Source organism: Paraglaciecola arctica BSs20135 (genome assembly GCF_000314995.1).
Lineage (GTDB): Bacteria > Pseudomonadota > Gammaproteobacteria > Enterobacterales > Alteromonadaceae > Paraglaciecola > Paraglaciecola arctica.
In genome coordinates this window covers 29,936-43,234 of record NZ_BAEO01000069.1, presented here as the reverse complement: position 1 = coordinate 43,234, position 13,299 = coordinate 29,936, and the positions used below count along the sequence as shown (strand labels likewise).

Here is a 13,299-nt window from a genome sequence, read left to right as displayed (position 1 = left end):
TGCTTGTCGGTAGTTCAAGCCGTTCAAGTTCAAACAGAATGCATGATTTTTATGTGGCTATTTTATTTTAAATTGAACGTTCAATTAATCAAATTTGATATTGATTGAACAATCAATTAATATAAACCCTGAAATCACAATTTACCCAGTCTTGAGGATCTGCACCCACACATAATAAACACACACAAACTAAACAGGATTTTCTATGAACACTAATGTGCCCATGAAGCAAAGTTTAATCGCACTCTCTGTGCTATCTGCAATATCTATTACCTCGTTACCAGCAATGGCTCAAGAGGATCAAGAATCACAAGCTAAAACCGAAGAAAAACAACAACCAATGGAATCCATTGTGGTTACTGGCCGCAGTGTTTCTTACGCAAACGCCGCATCTTCTGCTGAAATGAAAAAACAGCAAACTCCTATGACAAGTGCTTTGGCTTTGATCGATAACCTGCCAGGCGTATTGGTAACTGAAGGTGACCCCTTTGGTTCCGATGAATGGTCAACAAGCATTTCAATCCGCGGCTTTGAGTTGAATTTAGCATCCCAGCAAATAGGCATGACAGTTGATGGCATTTCTAACGGTAATTCAAATTACGGCGGTGGTACTAAAGCCAGCCGTTATATCGATACTGAAAATTTACGCGCCACAGAAGTATCTCAAGGTACCGCCGACATAGGCAGTCGCTCAAACGAAGCACTGGGCGGTACGCTAGATTTCACTACTATACTTCCAGCGTTTGATGAGCAACTTACAGTCAGTACCACTTTAGGTGAGTACAATGCGAAAAAAGTCTATGTTCGCTACGATACCGGTGAAATCGCGCAAGACACTTTTGCTTGGTTGTCTATATCAAGTCAACAAAACGACGACTATATGGGCGGTTCAATAACGAACTCTAGAGATCATGCTGAAGGTAAAATAATCAGTCGCATTGGTGAAGTTAATTTAACCGCTTATATCAGTTATGACGACGCTCAGGAATATACTTACCAGCGCGTCTATGGCTTAGCACAATATGAGCAAAACCCAGATTGGGATGGATTAACTGAAGTTTGGACAGGTGTACCTTATCAAGATCAGGTCTGGCGTGAAGGTTGGATTACTGAGCGTGAAAACCTGTTTACTTATGTAAAAGCAGATTTTACTTTGGGTGATGTGGATGTTAGCTCTAATGTCTATTACCACGAGAACGAAGGCGCAGGTAAATGGATCCCTTATTACATGGTGGATGTTATCGATGACGGCGCCGGTAATCCTAACTCAGAACTAGATGCTTCTAGCACCATATACGGCGGTGCATCTCAGGGGCTCATTTATTTTGTTGACCGTGCAGGTCAGTCACTTTCACCTATTGAAGGCTGTGCCAGCTCTATCGGCTTTCCTTATGGCGGAGCCGGGGCAGCTCTAGACCCAGGTTGTTACGAGCAAGGTGCTATGCCTGTCAGTTCTAATCGTCACACTCATTACAACAAAAAGCGCTACGGCATAAATGCTGACTTTAAATGGAACACTAGTATCGCAGGTATGGAAAATACAGTACGCGGTGGTTTCTGGTATGAAGATTATCAGCGTGATGAATATCGTGACTGGCATAAAACTATTGATGCAGCATCAAGCCCTAGAGCAGAGAACAATCCTTACTGGGTTCAGTATGATCGTGAGTTCCCTGTAGAGACTTTGATGTACTACGTTGAAGACGAAATAGATGCTGGTTTTGCCACGTTCCGCCTGGGTGCAAAGAAGTTTAATGTTGAGGTAGTTAAAGAAGATCAATTTACGCCTGCTAATGACTTGAACGTATCCTCAGACTCCGACGCCTTAATTTCAGCTGGTTTTGTTGCTCCTTTACCGTTGCGTGGCCTAGAAGTGTTTGGTGGTTATGCAGAAAACTTTGCCGCCATTAAAGATGCTGTGTTAGAGCGTGACGATACTGATTTAAGTTTAGTTGAACCTGAAACTGCGGATAACATTGACCTTGGTCTGCGTTATTCAAGCCCAGGTTTTAATGCCAGTCTTACTTATTACAATATCAAGTTTGAAAACCGTATTACTTTTGTGAGTAATGAAGATGTTAATGGCATTGACTTCTTAGAAGCCGCTGCAGGAGGATACATTAACGACGGTGGTATTGAGTCAGACGGTATCGAAGCTTCAGTTGATTACAATTTCAACGACAATTTTGGTATTTACGTTTCTTATACAAAAAATGATGCTACTTACACGGACGAAGATTTCCGCGGTAATACTGTGTTAGGTAGTGCTAAAGACATGGCTGTGATTAGCTTTGATTATAGCAAAGGTGATTTATACGCTGGTTTTAGCACTAAGTACGTAGGTGAGCGCTACTTAGACCAAGCAAATACCCAGAAAACTGACTCTTACATAGTAAGTGATCTGTATATTGGTAAAACGGCATATGATATTGGTGGAGCTATCGACAGTATTGAGCTGAGCTTTACAGTAAACAACGTCTTTGACCAAGATTACCTTGGCTCTATAGCGCCAAGTGCAGGTTGGATTGGTGCACCACGTATTGCGGCGCTTAACGCTAAATTCGTCTTGTAACAATAGGTTAATAGGTCACATGCAATAATATTGTATGTGACCTACTTTATGTTTGGAAAAAAAGGCAATCGTCCATGCTGAGATTATTAGCAATTTTTATTTTATTGTTTAGCGCTGTGGTCTGCGCCAAGGCACCAAGCCGTATTTTGTTTGGCTCTTGTTCTCATCAAGATAAAGACATGGCTATTTTTAATAGCATTATAAAAGACAACCCTGAGGTGTTTATTTTTCTTGGGGACAATATTTATGGCGACACTCAAGACATGACAGTGTTGGGCAACAAATATCAAAAACTGGGCGCTAAGCCGGGTTTTAAAAAATTAAAAGAGCAGGCAGAATTAATCGCCATCTGGGATGACCACGATTTTGGTGCTAACGACGCGGGTAAGGAATACCCCATGAAAGAAGCCTCTCGAGCACTTATGCTGGATTTTTGGCAAGAACCTGAAAACTCAATCCGCCGTACTCGTGAAGATGGTATTTATACTTCTTACCTATACGGAGAAGGGCAACAGAGTATTCGTGTCATTTTACCGGATCTGCGCTGGAACCGTGATCCCCTGTCTCATGTATCTCCCGAAGAATATGCGAGTGAACGTAAACCCAACAAAATGGGTCCTTATAAAGCAAGCAGCGATATAAACGCCAGTATGCTGGGTGAAAAGCAATGGTTATGGCTCGAACAAGAATTACAAAAACCAGGTCGGATAAAAGTTATTGGCTCTAGTGTACAATTGTTGGCAGACTTTACCGGTTGGGAATCTTGGGCAAATTTCCCTGCTGATCGCCAGCGTTTGTTCAAGCTTATTAAGCAGCATAAAGTCAATGGTGTTGTACTTATAAGCGGTGACACCCATTGGGGGGAAGTTAGTTATTATGATCAGGATCTTGATTATCCCTTATGGGAAGTTACCTCATCAGGATTAACAGAAGAATGGAAAAACGTTAGTCCCAATAAAAATCGTATAGGTCAGTTTACCAATAACGTAAACTATGGGGCGCTAAATGTGAATTGGCAAAAACAAGATCCAATTATAACCCTAGGTCTATATGATGAGGCGGGTGACGTTGTAAACGAACACAGGTTTAGGCTGTCATTGCTTGAACCTTATTAACAATACCAACTGTGTAGGAAATATATGCCAAAAGTAGGAATTGAACCGATGCGTCGTCAGCAGTTGATCGATGCCACTATTGAGGTGATTGCAGATGTAGGTCTGCGTGGTGCTACCATTAACCTTATTTCTCGTCGCGCTGGAATGTCATCAGGCATTATCAGTCACTATTTTGGCAGTAAACAGGCGCTTATTGAAGCGACTGTGCGTTATCTATTAACTGGCTTAAAGCATGCACTGATTGAACGCGTAAGCCCCACGACAACACCAGAACAAAGATTAATGCTGATTATTGAAGCAAATTTTGCGCGGTTACAGCAATTAAGTGATACCACCAAAACCTGGTTAAGCTTTTGGGCACAATCGATGCACGACGTTGAATTACATCGTTTGCAGAATGTAAATAGTAAACGACTATTAAGTAATTTAGCCAGTTCATTTAAAAAACTAATGGGCGATGACGACGCCAAACTAGCAGCTCAGTTATGTGCCGCAATGATCGACGGCTTGTGGTTAAGGGCAGTACTGAGTAAGTCTGATCAAGATCAATTTAATCACAGTGAGCAATTAGCTAAAAACTACGTGAGTTCACTTATCAAACTGTATGGAGCTTAAATTGACGATACCTGTTTACCAAAATTTTATTAATGGCAAGTTTTTAGCCAATCAAAATGGTGCCACCTTTGCGGTCACAAACCCTGCCACTGATGAGGTGATTTATCATGTTGAAGTCGCTGATAAATTTATTCAAGACGCCGCCATTCAAAGTGCAAAACAAGGTTTTGCTGTCTGGTCGGCACTGACGCCTATTGAACGTAGTCGTATTTTATTAAAAGCCGTGACTTTGCTCCGTGAACGTAATGATGAATTGGCAAAAATTGAAGTGTTAGATACCGGTAAGCCCTGGCAAGAAGCCGAGTGTGTGGATGTGCAAACTGGTGCCGATGTGATTGAATACTTTGCCGGACTTGCTCCTGCACAAGTGGGTCAACAGCAAATGGTTGCCGAAGATTTTTACTATACCCGTAAAGAACCCTTAGGTATTTGCGCCGGCATTGGTGCCTGGAATTACCCATTACAAATTGCTTGTTGGAAGTCAGGTCCCGCACTAGCTGCGGGCAATGCCCTTATCTTTAAACCTTCAGAAGAAACCCCTTTAGGCGCGATAAAATTAGCAGAAATTTATACCGAGGCAGGTGTGCCAGCTGGCGTGTTTAACGTTGTGCAAGGCGCGGCTGAAGTAGGGCAGTGGTTAACCCATAACCCTGATATCGCAAAAGTATCCTTCACCGGTGAAGTGGGTACAGGTAAAAAAGTGGTCGCCAGTGCAGCAGGTTCACTTAAAGATGTCACTATGGAGCTTGGCGGTAAGTCTCCACTACTGGTGTTTGATGATGCAGATGTATCACAAGCGGTTAGCGCAGCCATGTTGGGCAACTTTTACACCCAGGGTGAAGTTTGCACTAATTGCACCCGTATTTACGTGCACAAAAATATCTATCAGCAATTTATTGAAGAGCTTAAAAGCCGCACCGAACAAAATATTATTGCCGGTGATCCCCTTGATCCACAAGTTAACTTTGGTGCGTTAATTTCAAAAAAACATCAAGATTTAGTCATGAGTTATATAGATAAGGGTATAGCCCAAGGCGCGACACTTTTAACCGGTGGTAAAACCTTAAGCCCTGAGTCTGCACCAAATGGTTATTTTGTGGCACCCACTGTGTTTATCGACTGTACCGATGACATGACTATTGTCAAAGAAGAGATCTTTGGGCCTGTTATGAGTGTCTTGGTGTTCGAAGACGAAGACGATGTTATTCGCCGTGCTAACGACACCCATTTGGGCTTGGCAGCTGGAGTGTTTAGCCAAGATATTAAACGTGCTCACCGAGTTACCCATAAATTACAAGCCGGTATTTGTTGGATCAATAGTTATGGTAATTCACCAGCCGAAATGCCAGTAGGTGGCTATAAGCAGTCTGGTATTGGCCGCGAAAACGGCATCGAAACCCTAGATCACTACACCCAAACCAAATCAATTTATGTGGGCATGAGCAACATAGAGAGCCCGTTTTAATGGTTGTAAATACATATGATTACATCATAGTAGGTGCAGGCTCGGCCGGTTGTGTGTTGGCCAATCGACTATCTGCAGACAGCAGTAATAGTGTTTTATTACTGGAAACTGGTGGTAGTGATAAAAGCATTTTTATTAAAATGCCAACGGCCTTATCCATTCCCATGAATTCTGATAAATACGCGTGGCAGTTCCATACACAACCAGAGCCATACTTAGATAGTCGTAAAATGCATTGCCCACGGGGCAAAGTGTTAGGCGGCTCATCGTCGATCAATGGCATGGTATACGTGCGTGGTCACGCTAAAGATTTTGATCAATGGCAACAGCACGGCGCTGAGGGTTGGGATTATCAATCTTGTTTACCTTATTTTCAAAAAGCGGAATCCTATTATTTAGGCAAAGATAACTATCGTGGTAGTGACGGCCCTTTAGGGGTGAATAATGGCAATGAAATGGCCAATCCACTTTATAAAGCCTTTATTAAAGCCGGCCAGCAAGCTGGTTATGCCAGCACTGACGATTACAATGCTGCCCAGCAAGAGGGCTTTGGCCCCATGTATATGACAGTAAAAGACGGGGTACGCAGCTCGGCAAGTCGCGAGTATCTTGACCCGGTTAAGTCGCGTAGTAATTTGACCATAGTCACTGGTGCTTTAGCAGAAAAAGTCGTGCTAGAAGGTAAAAAAGCCGTTGCCGTCGAGTACAGTGTTAAGGGCAGTAAAGTAACTGCCAAGGCGAGCAAAGAGATAGTACTAAGCGCGGGACCTATTGGCTCTCCGCATTTATTACAGCTTTCAGGCATAGGTGATAGCGATACGCTAAAAGCCGCCGGTATTGATGTGAAACATCATTTACCTGGGGTTGGGCAAAACCTGCAAGATCACTTAGAGTTTTACTTTCAGTATAAGTGTAAACAACCCATCACCTTAAATGGCAAGCTGGGTTTGATTTCCAAAGGCTTGATTGGTGCCCGTTGGTTATTAACCCGCAGTGGCCTAGGCGCGACCAATCATTTTGAGTCCTGCGCCTTTATTCGCTCAAAACCAGGGGTTGAATGGCCTGATATTCAATATCATTTTCTACCAGCAGCGATGCGTTATGACGGTAAAAGTGCTTTTTCCGGCCACGGTTTTCAGGTGCATGTTGGGCATAACAAACCCAAAAGCCGCGGTGCGGTGACCATTCAGTCAGCGGATCCAAGCGTGGCGCCTAAAATTCAATTTAATTACTTACAACATCAAGATGACATTGAAGGATTTAGAGCCTGTGTGCGTTTAACTCGTGAAATTATCGAGCAAAATGCCTTTGATGAATATCGCGATGGTGAAATTCAACCTGGTAAAGAAATACAAACTGATGAGCAAATTGATGCCTTTGTGCGTCAGTCTGTTGAGAGTGCCTACCATCCTTCATGTTCATGCAAAATGGGTGAAGACGATATGGCTGTAGTTAACTCACACACCCAAGTCAGAGGGCTTACGGGTCTGAGGGTAGTGGATTCTTCTATCTTTCCCACCATACCCAACGGTAATTTAAATGCACCAACCATTATGGTGGCAGAAAAAGCAGCTGACCTAATTTTAGGGAAGCCAGCACTGAGTCAATCGCACGTAAGCGTTGCCATTGCAAAAGATTGGCAAAGTGTACAACGTAGTTCAAAGATCTAACCTGGCCACCTACAGTACATAGATGCTGTGGGGCTTGCAGTGGTGCACACCATAAATTGTTTATGCTGTGTTAATGCGAGATAAAAAGCACTGGGAAATAATGAAATATTACACTTTATTTGGGGGCAGGGGATTATGACCTTATGGCTTAATGCTGGCATCATCTTCACCCTATTGGCAATAGTGGTTATTTTGTTCAAGTGGGGTAATGTGCGCTGCGTAGGTGTTACACCTGTGAGAACCTTTACCTTTATTGCTATTTTATTTACCTCAGGCCTAGATGTTGGCTTGATTATGTTCCCCCTTACTGAGTTTGCCGGTTATGCAGATTTAAAAAGCAATCCAGAATATAGTTTTGCCAATCCACTAGCCATTGAATTTGCCTATTGGGGTTTTCTGATCTGGGGATTCTATTTTGTTACCTGCTTCTACTTTTGCGTGATAGAACCTAAGGTAAAATTTTTCGACATTCCTTGGGTAAAATTTATCAATAATGTGGTCATTATTGGTACCTGTGCTTTTACTGCCTTTCTTCTACTCTCAAATCTACCTTGGTATTTACCTGCCATTGGTGATGGCGAGTCTATTGTTCCCAGCTTCTATTTAATTGTTCTGGCTGCCATATGTTTTGCTGTGTATTCAAGCACCGACATTAAATACGTGCGTTTTCTAAGTATCTCTACCACCTGGTTATTTATCGCATTAATTGGCTTTATGTGGCTTGGCGCTTTTATGGGCGGCGACAGTCAGGTATCAGCATTTACCGATAATTTAGCGCTGATAGGCGGCTATTTTGGCAATATTAATGACTTTGTTTTGCCACTCAATGCTTACCATGAGTTTTACTTATTTTGGTGGTTTGCATGGAGTATTATGATTGGTCAGTTTACCTCCCGCTTTGTGGGTGGGTTAAAAACTTATCAGTTGTTAGGTGCTATGTTGATTTTTCCTTCAATTCCCATTGCGGTTTGGTTTAGCGTACTTTACCAATACCACGAAGCAGGTATTCCCACAGCGGGCTTGAAAAACTTTGCCATGGCCTTTGTAGGTATAGTGTTTGTGATCAATTCACTCGATTCGCTGATCCGTTTATACACAGATAACTTAAATATGACGGTTAAACGCTTTGGGAAATTTAATTATATTGCGATAAATGTTGTTGCACTTGCATTGTTAACCCTGTTATTTAAATTGGAATTTTTAGAAATTCAGTGGGTAGGTGCATTAGTGATTGGGCTGTTCTTTGCTTGCGCGATATTTATTGCATACAGCAAATTTAAAACGGTACGCAATATAGTGAGTTCCCCTGTAGACAACAAAATTGACTACACAAAAATTGAATCATCTAGCTAAAATATTGCCAATCGGAGTGATCATTTAAGACTGCTTTTGCCGCTGGTTCGCTCTGTTTCCAGTGGCAATTTACTTTTATCAGGCTTTTGATTTTGGCACTTATACCTACTATTTTATATTCAAGTTCAACCGTTCTGGTCTTTTTGATTTCCAGTTAATGAATAATCATTAACTGGCGTTTTTGCATGTAACTTTTTTACAACATGTTTTTAACGAGTTGAATACGTATGTAGCTGCTGTTCTGAGCGTAACTAAACCCTTAGCATATAGACACTGACAGGTATGTAAAAAGGGCAACGTTAAATGAGCCAATCCAAAATATTACTGCAATTATCTCTCTCGACCATGGCGATTATGATAGTTGGTTGTGGAGGAGGTGGAAGTGCCAAACCTAACCCACCCGTGGTTGCGCAAAATAACGCACCGACCATCAGTAATTTCTCTTCTGAAATAAGCACTGCAAATCCATTCGAAGTGACTTTTTCTTGGACTGTCTCTGACGCCGATAATGATGCATTATCTTGTGTATTAAGCCCAGGAAATGGCATTTCAGATATCCCAATAAACGATTGTTTAGCGACAACCTCAACCCTTGTTAGTTATACCCTTGCCGGCACAATAGACGCTAGTTTAACAGTCACCGACGCTAGTAATGCTTCTGCTAGTCAGAGTGTGTCGTTGACCTTGGAAGCTAGCAGTGGTGGCTTACCACAACCTATTGTGACGGCTGGTGATAATGAACTGGTGGTTTTTTACAATCGTCCTGATGAAAATTATCAAAGTTGGGTATTGCACTTATGGAATAACGACAGTTGCGATGCCTACGCAGATTTTGCATCTGGCGGCGGTACTGAATGGTCGGTAGGCCAAGCCCAAAGTGGTATTGATCCTAATTACGGTGCTTATTGGGTATTGCCATTAAAGGCAGATAGTAGTGATTGCGCCAATTTTATTGTGCACAAGGGTGATGAAAAAGACGTAGGTGATGCCGATCATCGGGCTGATTTAACTGGCGATAGAATGTTCTGGACGTTATCTGGTATAAGTGAACTCTATCCTGACGCGACATTGTTTCCTTCTGGCGTATTGATTTTTGATACCGCTGCCCATTGGGTGGATACTCAAACAGTCTTTTGGGATGTTAATGGCAGCGGCGTTGCTAAAGTTCGCATTTATAGCTCAGAAGCAGATGACTTAGGTTATAACGGGGAAGTGGGGATCGCAGGAGATGATTTTGTAGAATTTACTCCGCAAACAGGTGGTACCCATCCGTCAACTGGCCTGCACATGCCAAGATATCAAGACTTAGACGCCTATACTGCTGACGCATCTTCAACAACTGATATTAAACAAATGCTGAAAGGTAAATTGTTAGCCATTGCTTATGATAATAGTGATGCGGTTGTCGCAGCTACTTATGTACAAACACCGCGAATATTAGATGCCATTTATACTTCAGGAGCAGACGATGCGAATGAAGCGCCGTTAGGTTTGCAATATGACGCAAACGGCATTAGCTCAAATGTATGGGCGCCAACTGCTCAACAAGTTAATATCAACATTTATGATGTCAACAAGGTATTGCAGTCTAGTCAGGCTATGAGTTTGGATAATAATACTGGGATTTGGACAATTGATTTGGATAACAGTATGGATAGGCAGTTTTATCGATTTGAACTGACGGTTTATCATTATATCAATCAATGTTTTGAGACATTAGAAACCACAGATCCGTATGCAGTGTCTCTTTCTACAAATGGTCATTATTCACAGTTTGTAAATTTAGAGGATAACAATCTAAAACCCCAGAATTGGGACACCCATGTTTCCCCGAGTATTGTTGATCCTGAAGATGCGATCATTTACGAAGGGCATATCCGTGACTTTAGCATAAGAGATGAAAGTACTAGTGTCGCAAATCGTGGTAAATATCTGGCCTTTACTGAGCAAGATTCACTTCCAGTGACTCACCTTAAATCCCTTGCTGATGCTGGTTTAACCCATTTTCAAATGTTGCCTGCTAATGATATTGCCACTATTGGTGAAGACTTAACTAATAGAGTGAATATCAGCGACACAGTTGCAGACTTATGTGCACTAAATAGCACTGCGCCAGTTTGTGGTGTAGCGGATAGTTCATCGACCTTGTTATCTGTATTTGAAAGTTATGATCCTAGTACCTCAGATGCACAGGCCTTGGCCAATGCAATGCGCGGTTTAGATAGTTTTAACTGGGGATACGATCCCAAACATTATTCGACGCCTGAAGGCAGTTATGCGTCTGATCCAGACGGGACTGTACGTATTTTAGAAATGCGTTCCATGATCCAAAGCTTACATGAAATGGGCTTACGAGTGTCTTTAGATGTGGTGTATAACCACACTAGTTCATCGGGTTTATTTGAAAACTCAGTGTTAGATAAAATAGTGCCTGGCTACTATCACCGCAGAAATCTCACTACTGGAAGTGTGTTGCGAGATACTTGTTGTGAAGATACCGCGCCTGAACACACCATGATGAACAAACTTATGGTTGATTCGCTAGCGCTGTGGACCCAAGCCTATAAATTTGATGCATTTCGCTTCGATATCATGAGCAATAATTCTGCAGACTCCATTCTCAATGCTAGAGACGTAGTTCAAGCACTAGACTCTGATAATTACTTTTATGGAGAAGGCTGGACTCGAAACAACAACGGTTACACTCAGGCCAATCAAAACAATATGGCAGGCAGCCAAGTCGGCACATTTAACGACCGCCCCCGAGATATTATTCGTAGCGCGTCTTTGTTTAATACCTCAGGAAGTTTGGACGATCAAGACATTATACGACTAGGTTTAGCTGGCACCTTAGCTGACTATGTTATGCAAGATAAAAACGGCAATGTGAAATCAGGCAGTGCGTATTCGGCTAAGCCTGCTTATGCAAAAGATCCTGCTGATGTGATTAATTATGTGTCTAAACATGATAACGAAACCTTATGGGATCAGCTTCAATATGGTTTATCTAGTGACATGTCTATCGATGATCGTGTACGAGTACAAAACATCGCCGGGACTATTCCACTTATCAGCCAAGGTATTCCTTTCTTTCAATTGGGTGGAGACCTGATACGTTCAAAATCAATGGATAGAAATAGCTACGATGCCGGGGATTGGTTCAATTGGGTAGACTTTACTAAAACCTCAAATAACTGGAATCTAGGTTTACCGCTGGCTGAAAATAATCAAGAGCGCTGGACTACTATTGGCGACTTGGCTTCTAATGCTGAAGCACAAACGAGCATAAGCCACATTGCTCTTTCTTCATCGGTATTTAAAGAGTTTGTGACTATTCGTCAATCAAGCAAATTGTTTAGATTAACCAATACCCAGGATGTTATTGACCGTGTAGGGTTTCACAATACAGGCGTGAGTCAAACTCAAGGCTTAATTGTGATGAGCCTTGACGATGGTGCCGGTCTAGAAGACTTGGATGTAAACCTTGATGCAATAGTTGTGATTATTAATGGTACGTCCAACGAGCAGTCACATAACATTCTAACAGCCACTAATTTTGAGCTTCATAATGTGCAACAAGCTTCAGCAGACTCTACTGTGCAAACAGCTAGTTTTGTCGCCGGAGCCAATAGCGGCACCTTTATTGTGCCAGCGCTAACAACTGCTGTTTTTGTTAAGCCGCAAGTGGGAGCTCAAGGTGTTGGTTTAGCTGCAGATGTTACTGTCAATCAGCCTGATATTGCACCTTATGGTGAAACCAGCATTTATCTTCGTGGTTCAATGAATAATTTTGGTGATGACGGGCTAGCTGCGGTAGACAGTTTTTCCTATGTTGGAAATGGTGTGTATAACCTTGATTACCTGCTAGACGCTGGTACTCAAAGCTTAAAGATTGCTAACGACGATTATTCTCTGGTAAACCTTGGTTTTAGTGATGTGCAAATCTATTCAAACTCAGTTACGGCTAGTGCTGACGCAAATGGCAATATAAGTTTTACGGTCAGTGCTCAAGGTAACTATAATTTTCGGTTAGATGCCTCGCAACAGACGCCTGTGTTGACAATCAACAGCGTATCGCCAACCGTTAATTGTTCTGCTTTAGACAATTCAGCACAAGATATTCCCTTTAACATAGCTGGTGGCGGGCAACTCTATGTGCGTGGTAGTCATTCAGCTTGGGGCCCAGATGAAACTTACAGGCTGCATTACAAAGGCAACAATAGCTACCAAGCAGTGGCGGAATTTAGCGGTGATTTTCAGTTTAAGTTAGCTTCTGATGATGCTAGTTGGACAACACAACTTTGGGCACAAGCTGCAGACGGCAATATTTATAGCGAAAACTTAGCGGTTGGAGTTAGTTATCCTGTGGCCTACGATGGCGCGGGCGAAAGTAACAATCAAACTAGTTTAGCCGCTGGCACTTATAGCTTTCTTTTAACCTTAAACGCAGCAAATCCTAGTAAAAGTACTAATGTAGGCAACCTAATAATTCAGGAATGTTTAAATTAA

General features: G+C 42.2%; 7 protein-coding genes. All 7 read left to right on the top strand.

The window, feature by feature from the left end; genetic code table 11:
* The first annotated feature begins 205 nt into the window (after window positions 1-205).
* The 7 genes from GARC_RS25215 (at window position 206) to GARC_RS25185 (ending at window position 13,299) form a co-directional block, all read left to right on the top strand.
* Window positions 206-2,572 (top strand): TonB-dependent receptor domain-containing protein, encoded by a 2,367-nt coding sequence (locus GARC_RS25215; RefSeq protein WP_007625883.1) that lies wholly within the window; start codon window positions 206-208, stop codon window positions 2,570-2,572.
* A gap of 74 nt (window positions 2,573-2,646) precedes the next feature.
* Entirely contained in the window at window positions 2,647-3,687 is a 1,041-nt protein-coding gene (locus GARC_RS25210) for an alkaline phosphatase D family protein (RefSeq protein ID WP_007625882.1), read from the top strand.
* A 24-nt stretch (window positions 3,688-3,711) separates the two neighbouring features.
* Complete coding sequence (gene betI / locus GARC_RS25205) at window positions 3,712-4,302, top strand: transcriptional regulator BetI (protein WP_007625881.1); 591 nt, start codon at window positions 3,712-3,714, stop codon at window positions 4,300-4,302.
* Window position 4,303: 1 nt separating this feature from the next.
* Entirely contained in the window at window positions 4,304-5,767 is a 1,464-nt protein-coding gene (betB, locus tag GARC_RS25200; protein ID WP_007625880.1) for a betaine-aldehyde dehydrogenase, read from the top strand.
* Window positions 5,767-7,437, top strand: a complete 1,671-nt coding sequence (gene betA, locus GARC_RS25195) for a choline dehydrogenase (protein WP_007625879.1) — start codon at window positions 5,767-5,769, stop codon at window positions 7,435-7,437. Before betB ends, betA begins: the two co-directional genes overlap by 1 nt.
* 135 nt (window positions 7,438-7,572) lie before the next feature.
* Window positions 7,573-8,790, top strand: coding sequence for a BCCT family transporter (locus tag GARC_RS25190; RefSeq protein ID WP_007625878.1), 1,218 nt, complete (start codon window positions 7,573-7,575; stop codon window positions 8,788-8,790).
* A gap of 303 nt (window positions 8,791-9,093) precedes the next feature.
* Window positions 9,094-13,299 (top strand): alpha-1,6-glucosidase domain-containing protein, encoded by a 4,206-nt coding sequence (locus GARC_RS25185; RefSeq protein WP_007625877.1) that lies wholly within the window; start codon window positions 9,094-9,096, stop codon window positions 13,297-13,299.

What these genes read in the sequence shown, in the direction of transcription:
- GARC_RS25190 (WP_007625878.1), top strand. Translation starts at nt 7,573, where the DNA reads ATGACCTTATGGCTTAATGCTGGCATCATCTTCACCCTATTGGCAATA.
- betI (WP_007625881.1), top strand. Translation starts at nt 3,712, where the DNA reads ATGCCAAAAGTAGGAATTGAACCGATGCGTCGTCAGCAGTTGATCGAT.
- betA (WP_007625879.1), top strand. Translation starts at nt 5,767, where the DNA reads ATGGTTGTAAATACATATGATTACATCATAGTAGGTGCAGGCTCGGCC.
- GARC_RS25215 (WP_007625883.1), top strand. Translation starts at nt 206, where the DNA reads ATGAACACTAATGTGCCCATGAAGCAAAGTTTAATCGCACTCTCTGTG.
- GARC_RS25185 (WP_007625877.1), top strand. Translation starts at nt 9,094, where the DNA reads ATGAGCCAATCCAAAATATTACTGCAATTATCTCTCTCGACCATGGCG.
- GARC_RS25210 (WP_007625882.1), top strand. Translation starts at nt 2,647, where the DNA reads ATGCTGAGATTATTAGCAATTTTTATTTTATTGTTTAGCGCTGTGGTC.